16 protein-coding genes and 1 pseudogene are annotated in these 17,151 nt (G+C 71.6%); 14 read left to right on the top strand and 3 right to left on the bottom strand.

The genetic code is table 11. The annotated features are described in order from the left end of the window. Nucleotides 1–67 precede the first annotated feature (67 nt). On the bottom strand, nt 68–970 hold the full coding sequence (locus ACYVPE_RS18955) for a LysR family transcriptional regulator (protein WP_461034818.1): 903 nt from the start codon (nt 968–970) through the stop codon (nt 68–70). A 101-nt stretch (nt 971–1,071) separates the two neighbouring features. On the opposite strand from ACYVPE_RS18955, the gene ACYVPE_RS18950 reads away from it, so the two are divergent. Continuing rightward, nucleotides 1,072–2,121: an alpha/beta hydrolase gene (locus ACYVPE_RS18950; RefSeq protein ID WP_461034817.1), complete on the top strand. Its 1,050-nt coding sequence runs from the start codon at nt 1,072–1,074 to the stop codon at nt 2,119–2,121. Between the two features lie 185 nt (nt 2,122–2,306). Next, nucleotides 2,307–3,536 carry a threonine--tRNA ligase gene (gene thrS / locus ACYVPE_RS18945; protein ID WP_461034816.1) on the top strand — a complete coding sequence of 410 codons (1,230 nt, stop codon included), beginning with the start codon at nt 2,307–2,309 and terminating at the stop codon, nt 3,534–3,536. Between the two features lie 12 nt (nt 3,537–3,548). On the opposite strand, the gene ACYVPE_RS18940 is transcribed toward thrS, so the two are convergent. Further along, nucleotides 3,549–4,154, bottom strand: a complete 606-nt coding sequence (locus ACYVPE_RS18940; RefSeq protein WP_461034815.1) for a Uma2 family endonuclease — start codon at nt 4,152–4,154, stop codon at nt 3,549–3,551. A 336-nt stretch (nt 4,155–4,490) separates the two neighbouring features. Here ACYVPE_RS18940 and ACYVPE_RS18935 point away from each other — a divergent pair, with 336 nt between their 5' ends. The 9 genes and pseudogenes from ACYVPE_RS18935 to ACYVPE_RS18895 form a co-directional block, all read left to right on the top strand. Further along, on the top strand, nt 4,491–5,711 hold the full coding sequence (locus tag ACYVPE_RS18935; protein ID WP_461034814.1) for an RNA-guided endonuclease InsQ/TnpB family protein: 1,221 nt from the start codon (nt 4,491–4,493) through the stop codon (nt 5,709–5,711). Between the two features lie 147 nt (nt 5,712–5,858). Further along, on the top strand, nt 5,859–6,911 hold the full coding sequence (locus tag ACYVPE_RS18930; protein ID WP_461034813.1) for a BMP family lipoprotein: 1,053 nt from the start codon (nt 5,859–5,861) through the stop codon (nt 6,909–6,911). A 711-nt stretch (nt 6,912–7,622) separates the two neighbouring features. Then, nucleotides 7,623–9,242, top strand: a complete 1,620-nt coding sequence (locus ACYVPE_RS18925) for an ABC transporter ATP-binding protein (RefSeq protein ID WP_461034812.1) — start codon at nt 7,623–7,625, stop codon at nt 9,240–9,242. Beyond that, nucleotides 9,239–10,390 carry an ABC transporter permease gene (locus ACYVPE_RS18920; RefSeq protein ID WP_461034811.1) on the top strand — a complete coding sequence of 384 codons (1,152 nt, stop codon included), beginning with the start codon at nt 9,239–9,241 and terminating at the stop codon, nt 10,388–10,390. The genes ACYVPE_RS18925 and ACYVPE_RS18920 overlap by 4 nt, the downstream gene beginning before the upstream one ends. Next, on the top strand, nt 10,387–11,682 hold the full coding sequence (locus tag ACYVPE_RS18915; RefSeq protein WP_461034810.1) for an ABC transporter permease: 1,296 nt from the start codon (nt 10,387–10,389) through the stop codon (nt 11,680–11,682). Before ACYVPE_RS18920 ends, ACYVPE_RS18915 begins: the two co-directional genes overlap by 4 nt. A gap of 14 nt (nt 11,683–11,696) precedes the next feature. After that, nucleotides 11,697–12,119, top strand: a complete 423-nt coding sequence (locus ACYVPE_RS18910) for a cytidine deaminase (RefSeq protein WP_461034809.1) — start codon at nt 11,697–11,699, stop codon at nt 12,117–12,119. 22 nt (nt 12,120–12,141) lie between these two features. Next, the gene (locus ACYVPE_RS18905; RefSeq protein WP_461034808.1) at nt 12,142–13,428 is read left to right on the top strand and encodes a thymidine phosphorylase; all 1,287 of its coding nucleotides are present in this window, start codon (nt 12,142–12,144) and stop codon (nt 13,426–13,428) included. A gap of 318 nt (nt 13,429–13,746) precedes the next feature. Then, nucleotides 13,747–15,072 carry a magnesium transporter gene (gene mgtE / locus ACYVPE_RS18900; protein ID WP_461034807.1) on the top strand — a complete coding sequence of 442 codons (1,326 nt, stop codon included), beginning with the start codon at nt 13,747–13,749 and terminating at the stop codon, nt 15,070–15,072. Further along, nucleotides 15,068–15,226: pseudogene (locus ACYVPE_RS18895) on the top strand (helix-turn-helix domain-containing protein); the annotation flags it as partial. The gene mgtE and the pseudogene ACYVPE_RS18895, both read left to right, overlap by 5 nt. A gap of 49 nt (nt 15,227–15,275) precedes the next feature. Here the strand turns inward: ACYVPE_RS18895 and ACYVPE_RS18890 are convergent. Continuing rightward, entirely contained in the window at nt 15,276–15,599 is a 324-nt protein-coding gene (locus tag ACYVPE_RS18890; protein ID WP_461034806.1) for a hypothetical protein, read from the bottom strand. Between the two features lie 121 nt (nt 15,600–15,720). Between ACYVPE_RS18890 and ACYVPE_RS18885 the strand changes: the two genes are divergently transcribed. From ACYVPE_RS18885 to ACYVPE_RS18875, 3 genes are read left to right on the top strand one after another with little or no spacing between them, the layout of a single operon-like run. Then, nucleotides 15,721–16,665, top strand: a complete 945-nt coding sequence (locus ACYVPE_RS18885; RefSeq protein WP_461034805.1) for a helix-turn-helix domain-containing protein — start codon at nt 15,721–15,723, stop codon at nt 16,663–16,665. Beyond that, complete coding sequence (locus ACYVPE_RS18880; protein ID WP_461034804.1) at nt 16,628–16,738, top strand: DUF397 domain-containing protein; 111 nt, start codon at nt 16,628–16,630, stop codon at nt 16,736–16,738. The genes ACYVPE_RS18885 and ACYVPE_RS18880 overlap by 38 nt, the downstream gene beginning before the upstream one ends. Further along, complete coding sequence (locus tag ACYVPE_RS18875) at nt 16,735–17,151, top strand: ankyrin repeat domain-containing protein (RefSeq protein ID WP_461034803.1); 417 nt, start codon at nt 16,735–16,737, stop codon at nt 17,149–17,151. Before ACYVPE_RS18880 ends, ACYVPE_RS18875 begins: the two co-directional genes overlap by 4 nt.

Here is a 17,151-nt window from a genome sequence, read left to right as displayed (position 1 = left end):
CTGCGGCGGCCCGGTCCGGCCGCGGGCGGCGGTGCGGGGACGGGCGCGGGATGACGGCGCCGCGCGGTCACGTCGGCGCGTCGGCCGCCGCGACCGATGTCGCGACCGACGTCGCGGTGCGGACGAGCGCGGCGACGGCCGGTGAGCGGGAGTCCTGCGGCCAGGCCAGGGCGAGGGTGATGGGCCCGAGGTCGTCGACGGTCCGGTAGACCACGCCGGGCCGCGGGTGCCGCCGCGCCACCGACGCCGGCGGGAACCAGACGATGCTGCCCAGCTCGATCAGGCTGAAGATCTGGGCCAGGTCCAGGCGCCTCGGCGGAGCCTCGGCCAACGGCGAAGGGACGTCCGTCGGCGGTCGGCCGTCCCGGTCGGCCGGCGTGCCGTCGGGGAGTGGCCTGCCGGCCAGGTCCGCCACGCGCAGGCGCGGGCGGTCGGCCAGCGGATCGGTCGCCGCCAGGGCGACCAACCGGGGTTCGGTCAGCAGCGGTTCGACGTCAAGACCCCGGCCGTCGGCCAGCGGGACGGGCAGCAGCGCGACGTCCGCGCGGCCCTCGCACAGCGCCGGCAGCTGCTCGCCCCGACCGACAAGGACGAGTTCCACCGGGAGCGCCGCCGCCTCGTGCCGGTACGCGGCGAGGATCCGCGGCAGCAGCCCGCCGTCGTAGTCGGCCTTGAGCGCCAGCCGCAGCCCGGGCGCGGGCCGACCCGCGTGCCTGGCCCGCCGGCCGGCGGCGGCGACGGCGTCGAGCGCGGTCCTGGCGTCGCGGAGCAGCACCTCCCCGGCGGGGGTGAGCGAGACGTGGCGCGTGGTGCGCTCCAGCAGCCGCACGCCCAACCGCCGCTCCAGGTCACGGATCGCCCGGGACAGCGGAGGCTGCGCCATGCCCAGCCGCAACGCCGCCCGCCCGAAGTGGAGTTCCTCGGCGACGGCCACGAAGTACCGGAGCTGCCGCACCTCCAGGTCATCCATACCTTCACGGTATCAATGCCGCTCGAATCGGTCCTTCAGGTCGGCCACGGCGCCGAGTTGACTGGGTGGCGGCATCGACAACCCGCTCAGGAGTTGACACCTTGGGTAACCATCTCGCCAGACGACAGTTGCTGAACGGCTCCCTCGGCGCGACGGCGGCCGTGGGTCTGCTCGCCGCCGCCATGGGAGCAGCCGGGGCCGCCGGGGCCGCCGGGGCCGAGAACGACGACACGAACGACGTCACGGACGACGAGTTGCTGGAGCAGTTCGCCGAGGGGTTCAGCTTCCAACGGCGATCCCCGGTCCTGCACACGCCGGCCGAGCAGGGGCTCGACTACGAGGACGTCACCTTCCCCGCCAGGGACGGCGTGCCGTTGGAGGGCTGGTTCATCCCGGCGCCCGGGTCGAACAGGCTGGTCATCGCCAATCACCCGATGGGGTTCAGCAGGTCGGGGATCCCCGCCCACCTGGAGCCGTGGCACTCGCTGTGGGCGCCGAGCGGCAACGGGTTCGAGGTAGACCTGACCCCGGACTACCGGATCCTGCACGACGCCGGTTACAGCGTCCTCGCCTACGACCTGCGGAACTCCGGCCTCAGCGGCGCGGCGAACGGCGGGATCTCGTCGAGCGGCATCTACGAGGCGCGCGACGTCGTCGGCTCGCTCGACTACGTCCGCGGCCGCCGGGACACGCGGCGCATGGCGATCGGCCTCTTCAGCCGGTGCCTGGGGTGCAGCTCCACCTTCGCCGCCATGACGCGGTTCCCCGAGGTGTTCGACGGCGTCCGCTGCCTGGTCGGGCCGCAGCCCGTGACGGCGGAGACCATCCTCCGACGGCGGCTGGAGATGATCGGGCTCCCCGACCGCCTCGACGACCTGGAGCGGCTCATCGTCCTGCGCACCAGCATCGGGTTCGCGCCCAGGAGCCCGCGGGAGTGGGCCAGGAACGTCAACGTGCCGACGTTCCTCTACCAGGTGCGCGACGACGTCCTCACGCATCCGAGCGACGTGCGGGAGATGTACGACAACATCCCGGGCACGGAGAAGAGGCTGCGGTGGATCGAGGGCACCACGGCCCGCTGGGACGGCTACCTGGAGTTCCAGCGCCGCCCGGAGCCGATGCTCGACTGGTTCGCGAGGTACTTCCGCTGAGCCGCCCCCGCCGTGGAGCCGTCTGTTAGCGTGGAGTTGTGAAGCGCGCCCAGTTCGTCGTGACGACGACGCCGGAGAGAGTCCCGGCGCGCTGACCGATGTCCTAGTCGAAGCCCCGGGGCGAGTGCCCCGGGGCTTCGTCACGTGGTCACCCGTCCCAGGCAGTTCCTGAGGAGACGACCACCATGGAGACCGCCGTCCACGACCACCGCAGGCTCGGCCGCGAGCTGGACCTGTTCGACACCGACCGGCTGATCGGCTCCGGGCTGCCGTACTGGCTGCCCGACGGGGCGGCCGTGCGGCAGGCGCTGGAGGAGTACGTCAGGGAGGAGGAACGGCGCGCCGGCTACCGGCACGTCGCCTCGCCGGTGCTCGGCAAGCGCGAGCTCTACGAGATCTCGGGCCACTGGGAGCACTTCAGCGAGGACATGTTCCCGCCCATGGAGGTCGGCGGCGAGCAGGTCGTGCTGCGGCCCAGCCTCTGCCCGCACCACGCGCTGATCTACCGCTCCCGTGGTCACAGCTACCGCGAACTCCCACTGCGGATGGCCGAGTTGGGCGGGATGTACCGGGCGGAGCTGTCCGGCGTGCTCGGCGGGCTCACCCGGGTGCGGGCGATCCAGCTCAACGACGCGCACATCTTCTGCACCCTCGACCAGGTAGCCGACGAGGCCGAGGCGGCGCTCGCCATGATCCGCCGCGCCTACGCCGCGCTGGGGCTGACCGTCGCCCGCTACCGGCTCTCGCTGGCCGGCGGGGGCGGGAAGTACGTGGCCGCGCCGGAGATGTGGCGGCGGGCCGAGACCCTGCTGCGGGAGGTGCTCGACCGGGCCCGCGTCCGGTACGAGGCGGTCCAGGGCGAGGCGGCGTTCTACGGCCCCAAGATCGATGTCCAGGTGGTGGACGGCGCGGGCCGCGAGGCCACCCTGTCGACCGTGCAGGTCGACTTCCACCAGCCCGAGCGGTTCGACCTGAGCTACGTGGGACCCGACGGTGCCAGGCACCGGCCGGTGATGGTGCACCGGAGCATCGTGGGGAGCGTGGAACGGGCCGTCGCGCAGCTCATCGAGGTGCACGGCGGCGCGTTCCCCGCCTGGCTCGCGCCCCTACAGCTGGTCGCGCTGCCGGTCTCGGACGCGGAGCTGCCGGCCGCCGAGCGGCTGGCCCGTCGCGCCGTGGAACTCGGCCTGCGGGCCGAGGTGCACGACCCGGACCGCGGCAGCCTCGGCTCCCGGATCCGGGCCGCCAGGCTCGTCCCGTACCAGGCGGTGGTCGGCCCGGCCGAGTCGGCCACCGACGCGGTCGCCCTCCGCCTCCGCGACGGCCGCCGCCTCCCACCCCGCCCGGCGGCCGAGGCGCTCCACGAGATCACCGCGCTGGTGGCGGCGCACTTCACCGAGCTGTGGCCGGGCTAGCGATCCGGACGATCAGGGGACGAGGGCGGTGAGGTCCAGGTCGACGGTGAACGGAATCGCGGACTTCAGCCGGCCGCGGTGGATGCCGGTGGCCACGTACGAGCCGGTCATGGTGTCGAGCTCGTAGGTGTGGACCGTGGCCGCCCCGTCCTCCTCCTCGACGCGCCAGAAGTGCGGGATCCTCGCCTGCGCGTACTTGAACGGCTTGATGGAACGGTCGCGGTCCGCCGACTCCTCGGAGACCACCTCGACCACCAGGACGACGTCCTCGGGGGCGAACCAGGTGAGGTCGGCGTCGTAGGCGGCGGTGGTCACCAGCACGTCCGGTTCGAGGCGGCTCTTCCGGTCCAGCCGAACGGTCATGCCCTGCTCCACCTCGAAGCCGGCCGGCGACGCCTGCCGCACCGCGTGGGTGAGGTTTCCGACCAGCCGGGAGTGCCAGGACCGCTGCGGCGACATCGTGAAGATCAATGCCCCGTCGACGAGTTCGGTGTGTCGCGGCGCGTCAGCGAGGTGATCCAGATCGTCCGCCTCCCAGCCGCTCGGGCGGGGCGGCATCATCCACTCGGGAAACCCGGTGGTCACGGCTACCTCCTTCAGGCCTCGGATGGCGGTCATGGGGCCCTGATCCCGAGCCAATGGGCACGGGCCGCGCGGACGTCCTCAGGGTAGTCGGCGCATAAGGCGCGTATCGCCCTGTCCGCGCGTGCCGTGGATCACGGGACAGTCGAGGGGCTTCGATGGGCAAGGGCTATCAACCTGTCTTCTTGCGCGGGGCTCCTTAGGGCAGCGCCTGTACCGGTGGTGGGCCATGGATGATGCGAACGCGCGTGTGGGTGCTCGCTGGTCGGGGTGGCGGTCGCGGGATCGGGGCACATGTGTGTGGCAGTCGTGCGTATGGTCCTTGAGTGGGTTCGGGGCAGCGTCGCGCTCCGGCTGAGGAAGTGAGGGGGCATGGTGCAGGCGATGGCTGTTGTGGAGGCGGGGCATGCCCGCTACACCTACCGGCTCCGCGTGTCGTCTACGGCCGGCGCCGCTCTGGCGGCGGAGTGGGGCCGGTGCCGGTGGGTGTGGAACGAGTGCGTCGCGAAGTCCAGGGCCGTACATCTGCACAACAAGGCCACGGGGCAGAAGGCTACGTGCGGCCCGGCGCAGCTCGACAAGATGCTGACCGAGGCCCGCGCCCGCTTGTCGTGGTTGCGTGAGGGGGCGTCGGTTCCGCAGCAGCAGGTCATCCGCGACTTTGGCAGCTCCCGCGCCAAGGCGCAGAAGGACATCAAGGAGCGCCTGCCCGTGGCGCGCCGTGCGGGGATGCCGAAGCACAAGACCAGGCGCGAGGCGCTGCCAAGTCTCAACTACACCCGGCGTAACTTCCGCTTGAAGGACGGCCGTCTACACCTGGCGGGCGGCATCGTGCTGACCGTGGTGTGGTCTCGCGACCTGCCTGCCGCACCGTCGAGTGTGCGCGTGTACCAGGACAGCGTCGGGCATTGGTACTGCTCGTTCGTCGTCTCCGCCCAGGTCCAGCCCTTGGCGGAGGCCGGCCGCGTGCTCGGTGTCGACTGGGGCGTGCGGGAGACAGCGACCACCACATCAGAGGCGCACGATCTTCCGCATGCCGAGTACGGCAGGAGGGCCCAGGCGAAGCTGAGCCGGTATGACCGGATGATGGCCCGCCGCAGGCCGAGGAAGGGGCAGCCCGGGTCGAAGGGCTACCGGGAGGCGAGGCGGCTGCGGGCGAAGGCGTACAAGAAGGCCGCCCGCCAGCGTGCGGACACCGGTCGCAAGTGGGCCAAGAAGGTTGTCCGCGAACACGACGCGATCGCAGTCGAGGACTTCCGCTCGAAGTTCCTCGCCAAGACCACCATGGCCCGCAAGGCCGCCGACGCCGCCATCGGCGCCACCAAGGCCGCTCTGATCGAGATGGGCCGCAAGCACGGGCGGGACATCCGCCTCGTCCACCCCGCGTACACCACGATGGACTGCGCCAACTGCGATGCGAGAGCCAAGCACGCACTGCCGCTGGGTGAGCGCACCTACACCTGCACCGCATGCGGAACCACGTCCCCCAGGGACAAGAACTCCGCACGCGTCATGCTTGTCCGGGCTGGTCTCCACCCGGCTGGTGCTGAGGGCGGAAGACCTCCCGGAGCGCTGCTCCGGGAGGCGGCCTGAGCCAGGAATCCCCTCCCTCAGGGAGGGGAGGATTCAAACCGATCTGATAACGGAATTCCCCAAGTCTTCTCTTAGGATCTACGCGCGTTACGATCGGCGGGTAACGGCGCCGGGTAAGAGGCGCTTTCAACTGAAGGGACCGTCCTCTTGCGCCGCGTATCACGTCTTGCAGCAACTGTGGCTCTGACCACGGCACTCGCGCTCTCCGCCGCAGCCTGTGGCGAGAGTTCCACGGAGTCCAACAACAACGGGGAGAGCGGTGAGTCCGGCGGTGGCCAGGGCGCTGCGATCGCCTTCGACGTCGGTGGTCGCGACGACCACTCCTTCAACGAGGCCGCGGCCCGCGGTGGCGACCAGGCCATCGAGGAGTTCGGCATCGAGGTCGAGACCCGCACCGCCCGCAACGAGGAGACCACGGCCGACCGCGTGCAGCGGCTCGAGTCGTTGGCCCAGGAGGGCTACAACCCGGTCATCGGCGTCGGCTTCCTCTACGGCGAGGCCATCACCCAGGTCGCCGCGGACTTCCCTGACACCACCTTCGGCGTGGTGGACTCGGTGTCCGAGGGCGACAACATCTACAGCATGGTCTTCGCCGAGCACGAGGCGTCCTACCTCGCGGGCGTGGCCGCGGCGCTGAAGTCGGAGAGCGGCCAGGTCGGCTTCATCGGCGGCGTGCAGAACCCGCTGATCCAGAAGTTCGAGGCCGGCTTCGTCCAGGGTGTCACCGACACCAACCCGGACGTCGAGGTCGCGGTCGAGTACCTGTACACCGACGACGACCGCGGCTTCAACGACGTCGCCAGGGCCAAGGAGAAGGCCAACGGCATGCTGGGCCGCGGCATCGACGTGATCTACACGGCGGCCGGCCAGTCCGGCGCCGGGTCGATCGAGGAGGTCGCGGCCGTCGACGGCGCGTGGGCCATCGGCGTCGACTCCGACCAGTACCTGCAGCCCGGCCTGGCCGAGTACCAGGACTCGATCCTGACCTCCGCGGTCAAGGGCGTCGACGTGGCGGTCTTCGACCTGATCCAGAGCGTGCAGGACGAGGAGCCGCTGACCGGCACCCACGAGTACAACCTGGCCGAGAACGGCGTCTCGCTGGCCACCTCGGGCGGCTTCATCGACGACATCTCGGAAGAGATCCAGGCGGCGACGGACGCGATCGTCTCCGGCGACATCGAGGTGAACGACACGCCGTAGGGGGCGCGGGGGGTTTCCCCCACCCGCCCACCCTTGTCCGGCCTACCGGCCCCGGCCGGCCTACCGGCCCCGGCCGGCCTACCGGCCCCGGCCGGCCTCCGGCCCGGCGGCCGGGTAGGCCGCCCCAAGGGGGCCGACCCCCGGCGGGCTTGGCCGCCGGCCTCGCAGGCCGGCCGGAGCCGGCCGGGTTGGGTGCGGGTGAACGCCGTCCGGCCTCCGGCCGGGTGGGCCGGCCCCGAGAGGGGCACGGTCTCGTCCGGGCGAGGCCGGGCCAAGGGAGTCCGGCCCCGTCGATCCGACGGTCCGGTTCCGGGCGGTCTGACCTCGGGAGGTTCGTCCTCCGGCGGTCCGGGCCCCGGCCAGGCCAACCGGGGTACGGACCTCCGCGGTCCGGCCCCCGGCCTCGGGTCGGCCGGTCCAAGGCCGTCGTCGGCCTTCGGCCTCGCCGGGCTTGCCCGGCCAACCCGCGAAGCTGGCCAGGTCCGGCCCAGCCGGGCCGGCCGCCCGGCCCCGGTCCAGCCGGGGTCGGCCTGGGGTCCCTTCGGGGCCCTGGCCCCGCCAGGGGCCGTACTCTTGCCGGGGCTCGGTCAACGGCCCCGGTACGCAGGGTCCGGTCGGCCGCCAAGCCGCCGGTAGTGGGAGAAGTCGCGGTCCCTTCGGGGCCCCGGCCCCGCCAGGGGCCCCTTCCAGGGGCTTGTCGCTGTCCAAGGAGTGTGCGCCATCACAGCCTCCACCGTTCCGCCCCAACGTGGCGCGGGGTCCGGCGAGGAGCCGGCCGTCCCGGCCGTCGCGCTGCGCGGCATCACCAAGCGGTTCCCCGGTGTCGTCGCCAACCACGACATCAACATCACCGTCGAACGCGGCACCGTGCACGCCCTGGTCGGGGAGAACGGCGCCGGCAAGTCGACCCTGATGAAGATCCTCTACGGCATGCAGAAGCCAGACGAGGGCACCATCGAGATCGAGGGCGAACGCGCCTCCTTCGGCAGCCCGGCCGACGCCATCGCGCGCGGCATAGGCATGGTCCACCAGCACTTCATGCTGGCGGACAACCTCACCGTGCTGGAGAACGTCGTCCTCGGCGCCGAGAAGCTGCACGGCATCGGGGCCCGCGCCCGAGCGCGGATCGCCGAGCTCTCCGCGGCCTACGGGCTCGGCGTGCGGCCCGACGTCCTCGTGGAGGAGATCGGCGTCGCCGACCGGCAGCGCGTCGAGATCCTGAAGGTGCTGTACCGCGGCGCCCGCACCCTGATCCTGGACGAGCCGACCGCCGTGCTCGTCCCGCAGGAGGTGGACGCGCTCTTCGACAACCTGCGCGAGCTGACCGCCGAGGGCCTGACCGTCATCTTCATCTCGCACAAGCTGGGCGAGGTGCTGTCCGTCGCCGACGACATCACCGTGATCAGGCAGGGCACCACCGTCGGGTCCGTGGTGCCGGCCGAGACCACCCCCAAGCTGCTGGCCGAGCTGATGGTGGGCAGCGAGCTGCCCACCCCGGAGACCCGCGAGTCGACCGTCACCGACCAGCCGGTGCTCACCGTCGAGGGGTTGCGGCTCGCCGGCACAGACTCGGACGGGCAGCCCCGCGAGGTGCTCGGCGACGTCGGCTTCACCATCCACCGCGGCGAGGTCCTCGGCATCGCCGGCGTGGAGGGCAACGGGCAGGCCGAGCTGGTCGAGGCGATCATGGGCATCCGCCGCCCGGACTCCGGCACCGTCACGTTGGACGGCGCCGACGTCTCCCGGGCGTCCACCAGGACCAGGCGCGAGTCGGGCGTCGGCTACATCCCGGAGGACCGGCACCGGCACGGGCTGCTGCTCGACGCGCCGCTCTGGGAGAACCGGATGCTCGGCCACGTGACCGAGCCGCCCAACGGCAGGCCGCCGTTCCTCACCATCGGCAGCGCCCGCCAGGACACCTGGCGGATCGTCGAGGAGTACGACGTCCGCACCCCCGGCATCGAGGTCACCGCCGGCTCGCTGTCCGGCGGCAACCAGCAGAAGCTGATCTTCGGCCGCGAGATGAGCCACCACCCCAAGGTGCTGATCGCGGCCCACCCGACGCGCGGCGTGGACGTCGGGGCGCAGGCCCAGATCTGGGACCAGATCAAGCAGGCGAGACACGAGGGCCTGGCCGTGCTGCTGATCTCGGCCGACCTGGACGAGCTGATCGGGCTCTCCGACAGCCTGCGCGTGATGTACCGCGGCCGCCTGGTCGCGGACGCCGACCCCGCCACCATCACCCCCGAGGAGCTGGGCACCGCCATGACCGGCGCGGCCACCGGCCACCTGGAGACCCCACCCGACCCGGAAGGCGGTGACGAGGCGTGAGGAACGCGCTGCGGATCGACCGCGAGAAACTCGTGCTCGGCGTCGCCGCCCCGCTGCTGGCGATCGTCACCGCCATCGCCATCACCTCGGCCGTGATGGGCGTCACCGGCCAGAACCCGTTCCGGGCCTACGAGGTGATGCTCGACTTCGGCACCAAGAGCGACAGCCAGGTCTGGATCGTCAACCGGGCCATCCCCTACTACCTGTCAGCGGTCGCCGTCGCCATCGGCTTCCGGATGAACCTGTTCAACATCGGCGTGGACGGCCAGTACCGGGTCGCCGCGTTCTTCGCGGCGGTGGTCGGCGGGGCGCTCAGCCTGCCGGGCGCCCTGCGGATCCCGGTGATCCTCCTCACCGCGATGGCCGTCGGCGCCGTCTGGGCCGGCATCGCCGGCTGGCTCAAGGCCAGCCGGGGCGTCAGCGAGGTCATCACCACGATCATGCTGAACTTCCTCGGCGGCTCGCTGATCGGCTACTTCCTCCAGCAGGGCCGGCTCGCCGAACTGGACGGGAACATCGTCCACACCACGGATCTGCCGGACTCCAGCATGTTCTTCGAGTTCGAGACCCAGGTGCAGCCGGTCCACGGCACGGTGGTGATCGCCGTGCTGATCGGCGTCGCCTACTGGTTCGTGCTCAACCGCACCCGGTTCGGCTTCGACCTGCGGGCCGTCGGCATGTCGGAGCCGGCCGCCGAGGCCAGTGGCGTCAGCGTCAAGCGCACCGTGGTGACCGCCATGCTGCTCTCCGGCGCCGTGGCGGGACTGGTCGGCATGCCGACCCTGCTGAACGAGTCGGGCAACTACGGCAACGACTTCCCCGAGGGCCTCGGCTTCACCGGCATAGCCATCGCCCTGCTCGGCCGCAACCACCCGCTCGGCATGGGCTTCGCCGCGCTGCTCTGGGGCTTCCTCGAACGCACCTCCACGCAGCTGGAGGCCGAGGACTACGCGCAGGAGATCATCCTCGTGATGCAGGGCGTCATCGTGCTCTCCGTCGTCGTCGCCTACGAACTGGTCCGCCGGTGGGGGATCAGGCGCCAGCAGCGCATGGTGGGCGAGGAACTGGCCGCCGCCCAGGGCGGGGCCGCCGGCTCGTCCGGGGCGACCCGCAAGAACGACTCGGACTCGGCGGAGGTGTCCGCGTGACCACGACCCTCTCCAACCTGGCCGCCAGAGTGCGTCCCGCTCACGACAACGAGGGCGGCGGCGGTGGCCGCCGGCCCCGGCTGACGTCCGCGGGGCTGCTGCTCCTGGTGGCCGGCGCGCTGCTGCTGCTCTCCCTGGTGCGTGCCATCACCGACGAGCCCAGCATCACCGCCACCCAGCAGTGGACCAGCGCCATGACGTTCGCCGTGCCGATCGGCCTGGCCGGCCTCGGCGGCCTGTGGGCCGAGCGGTCCGGGGTGGTCAACATCGGCCTCGAGGGCATGATGATGCTCGGCCTGTTCGCCGCCGGCTGGATCGGCTGGGAGCACGGCCCCTGGGCCGCCGTGGCCGCCGGCATCGTGGGCGGCATGCTGGGCGGTCTCGTGCACGCGCTGGCCACCGTCACCTTCGGCGTCGACCACATCGTCTCCGGCGTGGCCATCAACATCCTGGCGCTCGGCGTCGTCCAGTTCCTGGCCAGGCTCTGGTTCGGCGAGAACGAGGCGGCGTCGGCGGCCGGCGGCAACGACAAGCAGTCGCCGCAGATGGACCGGCTCGAACCGTTCACCGTGCCCGGGGTCTCCGACGCGCTGGGGAACATCGCCGACCGGCACTGGTTCCTCGTCTCCGACACCGCGGGCATCCTGCGGGCCGCCGTCACCAACGTGTCCTGGCTGACGCTGCTCGCCGTGCTGCTCTTCGTCGGCAGCTACTTCGTGCTGTGGCGCTCGGCGTTCGGCCTGCGGCTCCGCTCCTGCGGCGAGAACCCGCAGGCCACCGAGTCGCTCGGCGTCAACGTGTACCTCTACAAGTACGTGGCGCTCGCCGTCTCCGGCGGCCTGGCCGGCCTCGGCGGCGCCTACCTGGCCGTGCTGATCAGGATGTACCAGGACGGTCAGACCGGCGGCCGCGGCTACCTGGGCCTGGCCACCATGATCTTCGGCAACTGGCGGCCTGGCGGGGTCGCGGCCGGCGCCGGGCTCTTCGGCTTCATGGACGCGTTGCAGACCCGCGAGGCGGCCACCGTGCACGCCATGCTGCTGCTGTTCTCGTTCGGCCTGCTGGTGCTCGCCGTCTGGCAGTTCACCCGGGGCAAGCGCGCCGCGGCGGCCACCAGTGTGGTGCTGGCCGGGCTGCTGTGGCTCTGGTACGCCGCCAGCGACAGCATCCCGCGCGAGCTGATCACCGCCAGCCCCTACCTGGCGACGCTGCTGGTGCTCGCGCTGTTCTCGCAACGGCTGCGCACGCCGCGCGCCGTGGGCAAGCCCTATCGAAGAGGTCAGGCGCGGTGACGGAGAATCCCGGGGTGAGCACCTCGACCCCTACTCCGAACTCCGCCGACGACGGCGTCGACTGGGCGGCGCTGCGCGCGGCGGCCAGGGACGCCATGTCCCGGGCGTACGCGCCCTACTCGGCCTACCCGGTGGGCGCCGCGGCGCTGGTCGCCGAGGACGGGCGCACCGTCAGCGGCTGCAACGTGGAGAACGCCTCGTACGGGCTCGGGCTGTGCGCCGAGTGCGGCCTGGTCTCCGCGCTGCACGCCACGGGCGGCGGCCGGCTGACCCACTTCACCTGCTGCGACGGGCGCGGCGAGATCATCCTGCCGTGCGGCCGCTGCCGGCAGCTGCTGATGGAGCACGGCGGCCCGGAACTGCTGGTCGACACCCGGGACGGCATCCGGCCGCTGGCCGAACTGCTGCCGGACGCCTGGCAGTTGGAAAGCAACTGAGGAAAGTGAGCAGTTGAACGGTATGGACGCCATCAGCGTGATTCGGGCCAAGCGGGACGGCCTGGCGCTGACGCCCGAGCAGATCGACTGGGTGATCGACGCCTACGTGCGGGGCGAGGTGGCCGACGAGCAGATGTCGGCGCTCGCCATGGCGATCCTGCTGAACGGCATGGACCGGGCCGAGATCGCCCGGTGGACGGCGGCGATGATCGCCTCGGGCGAGCGGATGGACTTCTCGAAGCTGCCGCTGCCCACCACCGACAAGCACTCGACGGGCGGCGTCGGCGACAAGATCACCCTGCCGCTCGCCCCGCTGGTGGCGGCCTGCGGCGCGGCCGTGCCGCAGCTGTCCGGGCGTGGGCTCGGGCACACCGGCGGCACGCTCGACAAGCTGGAGTCCATCCCCGGCTGGCGGGCGCTGCTGTCCAACGACGAGATGCTGGACGTGCTCGGCTCGGCCGGCGCCGTGATCTGCGCGGCGGGTGACGGGCTCGCCCCGGCCGACCGCAAGCTGTACGCGCTGCGGGACGTCACGGGCACCGTCGAGTCGATCCCGCTGATCGCCTCGTCGATCATGTCCAAGAAGATCGCCGAGGGCACCGGCGCGCTGGTGCTCGACGTCAAGGTCGGCTCGGGCGCGTTCATGAAGACGTTCGCCGACGCCCGCGAGTTGGCGGAGACCATGGTGGGGCTCGGCACCGACCACGGGGTGCGGACGGTGGCGCTGCTCACCGACATGTCCACGCCGTTGGGGCTGACGGCGGGCAACGCGCTGGAGGTGCGGGAGTCCGTCGAGGTGCTGGCCGGCGGCGGCCCGGCGGACGTGGTGGAGCTGACGCTGGCGCTGGCCAGGGAGATGCTGGACGCGGCCGGGTTGCCGGACGCCGATCCGGCGGCCGCGCTCGCCGACGGTTCGGCGATGGACCGCTGGCGGCGGATGATCGCTGCCCAGGGCGGCGACCCGGACGCGCCGCTGCCGACCGCCCGCGAGACGCATACCGTGACGGCCTCCGAGTCCGGTGTGTTGACCGACCTGGACGCCTACGCGGTGGGCGTGGCGGCCTGGCGGCTCGGTGCCGGCCGGGCCCGCAAGGAGGACCCGGTGCAGGCGGCGGCCGGCGTGGAGCTGCACGCCAAGCCGGGGGACCGGGTGACGGCGGGCGCCCCGCTGCTGACCCTGCACACTGACACCCCCGAGCGGTTCGAGCCGGCGCTCGCGGCGCTGGCGGGCGACGAGGCGATCCGGATCGCGCCGGTCGGCGCGGTGCGGGAGCCCGGCTCCTCGATCGTGCTGGACCGGGTCGGCTGAGCCACCGCCCGGCGGCCGGGTCGGGACGACGCAGAAACGATCAGGTGAACCGACGGACTGACAGTCCATTATGTCGGAATTTTTGCCATGATCGTCATCGATGGCTAGTACCCTGAATGACGGACTTGGCGAAAGCCTCGGTGGAACGACACGGCGGGAGGTGACGCTGCGATGCGCAGTGACCCTCCCAGTCATCCCCCGCGCCGCGCCGGCACGCCCAGGTAGCCCCCCACCTCTTGGCGGCACCTGGGGTGGTCGGCGTGTGCGCGTGCCCCGGATGCCCGTGCTCGCCTTCCGTTTCCTGGGGGTTCCACCGCCATGACCCACCTTCCCATGCTCCTGGACGAGCAGGACCTCGCCGGCGCCCTCGAGTGGCTGGAGACCCAGCCGCCCTACGCCATCGCGGACGAGATCGCCCGGATGGACGCCGTCCAGTCCGTGATCACCTTCCGGCTGCTCGACAAGGACCGCGCGCTCGAGGTCTTCGAGGAACTCGATCCCGTCGACCAGCAGCAGATCCTCGAGGGGCTGCGCGACCAGGCGTTCCGTGACCTGGTCGAGAACATGGACCCGGACGACCGGGCCCGGATGCTCAAGGAGGCGCCGGCCAAGGTCGCCAAGCGGGTGCTGGCCGGCCTGAGCGCCCACGAGCGGCAGATGACGGCCGCGCTGCTCGGCTACCCCGAGGGCTCGGTCGGCCGCTTCATGACCCCCGAGACGGTCGCCCTCCAGCAGGACCTGACGGTCGACCAGGCCCTCGAGGTGGTGCGCCGCCGGGGCGCGCGGGCCGAGACCATCTACACCCTGCCGGTGGTCGACCGGGGCCGCCGCCTCACCGGCATCGTCGAGCTGCGCGAACTGGTCCTCAGCGAGCCGACCGCCATGGTCTCCGAGCTGGTGGTCACCGAGCCGCCGCGCGCCCAGGCCACCGAGCCCGCCGAGTCGGCGGCCCGGCTGATGCGCGAGACCAACGTCCTCGACCTGCCGGTGGTGGACAGCGAGGACCGCCTCGTCGGCCTGCTGACCAGCGACGACGCCTTCGAGGTCATCGAGGCGGCCGACACCGAGGACGTGGCCAGGCAGGCCGGCGCCGAGCCGCTGGAGCGGCACTACATGTCGGCCAGCGTCTTCCAGCTCTCCCGCACCAGGATGCTGTGGCTGATGCTGCTGCTGGTCGCGGCCACCCTCACCGTCTCGGTCAACCAGGCGTACGAGGGCACCCTGGAGTCGGTCACCCAACTCGCGCTCTTCGTCCCGCTGTTGATCGGCACCGGCGGCAACACCGGCGCCCAGGCCGCCACCGCCGCTGTCCGCGCCCTGGCGGTCGGCGAGGTGCGCACCTCCGACCTGATCCGGGTGATCTGGCGCGAGTGCCGCACCGGACTGCTGCTCGGCCTGATGCTGGCGGCCGTCGGCTTCGTGGTCGGCGCGATCTTCGTCGGCGCCGACGTGGCGGCCGTCGTCGCCATCACCCTGATCGTCATCTGCACCTGGGCCTCCACGGTCGGCGGCACCATGCCCCTGCTGGCCAAGAAGCTCCGCATCGACCCGGCGGTGGTCTCGGCCCCGATGGTGACCACCCTGGTCGACGCCACCGGTCTGGTCATCTACTTCACCACCGCCAAGCTGGTGCTCGGCATCTAGCAGTGAGCTGGCAGAACGATGCGGGATGAAGCAGCCGCAGATCTCCCGCATCGAGGGCGGAGGCACCGTACCCACCATTCCGCTCCTGCGCCGTCTGGCGCGTGCCCTTGACGCCGAGCTCACGATCGATCTGACGCCGAGGAACGCCGCGTGAGCGGGTGATGCGGCCAATGACGATATGCGCTCAGTCAGCTCGGCGTTGGTCAGGGACTCTCCGGACCATGACACGAGAGCCCGCCGCCGCCTTTGATGGCCCGATTCTGTTCGCTGCGGGCGTTGGCCTCCCGGACCAGGGCGCTGAGGTCCGGGCGCGGCTCGGGCGGTGCGGCCGAGCGGAGGGTGGCCAGCAGACGCCGGGCCACCGGGACGCGGCAGGTGCCGAGCCAGATCAACTGGGCCGACCACTCGGGCGGATCGATCTCCAGCTCGGCGAGCGGCATCAGCGCAGGCAACCGCACTCCGTGCCGGTCGAGTTCCAGGCGCAGTTCGCCACAGAGCTTGTAGAGGTCGGACTTTACCGGCTCCACGGATAATCACCCTCCGGGGTCCATTGTTCGCGGTACGCGATCGACAATGGCCGAACCGGCCTAGCCTCTCCAAGGGGGCAGCGGATTACCGCTGACCGCCGTAACAGAGGGAAGTGACGCCATGGCCAACGCGATCGACCCCAACGACTCCATGGGCGCGCTGTACGGGTCGCGCCTGCGGCGCTACCGCCTCGAAGCCGGCTGGACCCAGGGCGACCTGGGATTCCGGGCCCACGTGGTCCAGTCCCGCATCAACCAGCTGGAGCGGGCCACCGGGGCCAAGCCGACGCTCGAACTCTCCACGACGCTGGACAAGTTGCTGAAGACGGACGGCCTGTTGGCCGAACTCACGCCGCACGTGCGGCGTGAGGCGTTCCCGGACTGGGCGCGGGTCCATCTGGACCAGGAGGGCGTCGCGACAGCGATTCGGGTGTACATGGGCAAGGTGGTGCACGGTCTCCTTCAGACCGAGGAGTACGCGCGTACGTTGCTCAGTCTGAGCCCCACCCTCGCCTCCGAGGAACAACTGGAGGAGAGGGTGGTTGCGCGAATCGAACGACAGCCGCGCCTGGATGCCCCTGAGCTGCGTGAGTTCTGCATGGTGCTGGACGAGGCGGCGTTGGTGCGATCGGTCGGCGGCCCTGCGGTGATGCGAGCACAGCTTGCTCGGCTGCTTGAGGCGGCCGAGGATCCCCGGATCACGATTCAGGTGCACCCGTTCACGTCCGGCGGGCATCCGGCGATGAGCGCTTCGCTGATGCTGTTGACCCTGCCGGATGGTTCGGAGTCCGCCTATGAGGAGGCATCGGATTACGGGCATCTCATCGAAGAACCAGGGGAGGTGAGGCGGTACGCGAAGGCCTACGATCAGATTCGAGCGCAGGCACTCCCGACGCACCTGTCGCTCGACCTGATTCGATCCGTGATGGAAGGCCACTACGGTGCAGCTCACCTCCCCGCTCGACCTCAGCGCCGTCGCCTGGCGCAAAAGCAGCCGCAGCAACGAGGGGGGTGGCTCGTGCGTCGAGGTGGGGGACGGGGTTCCCGGCGTGATGCCGGTGCGTGACAGCAAGGTCGCCGGTGGGGCGGTGGTCACGTTCTCGGCCGCGGCCTGGGCCGCGTTCGTGCGGTCCGCGTGAACCGGCGGCGTCGGAAGAAGGCCGCCGCGCGGCTCGTGGTGGCGGCCATGCTCGGGGAGTCGGCCACCGTGGCGCGGCTGTTGCGGGCCGGGGTGAGTCCTGAGGCGAGTGACGCCGACGGGATGACGGCGCTGTACGCCGCCGCCGTGCACGGCGACGCGCGTTCCGTGCGGCTGCTGTTGGGGGCCGGCGCGGCGCCGGACCGGGAGAGTGCGGGGGAGGGGTCGGAAGGCACGCCGCTGTGCGCGGCCGCGTGTTGGGGGCACGAGGACGCGGTGCGGGAGCTGCTGGCGTTCGGCGCCCGGCCCGAGCTGCGGGAGGACGGCGGGACGGGGCTCACGCCGCTGGAGTGGGCGCGCCGTGGGCCGTACCCGGGCACCGAGACGCTGCTGGTGGCCGCGGCAGAGCGGTGA

The organism is Streptomyces mayteni, from assembly GCF_054783955.1.
Note: the sequence above shows the minus strand (reverse complement) of the source record. Positions and strands in the feature narration are given on the sequence as shown.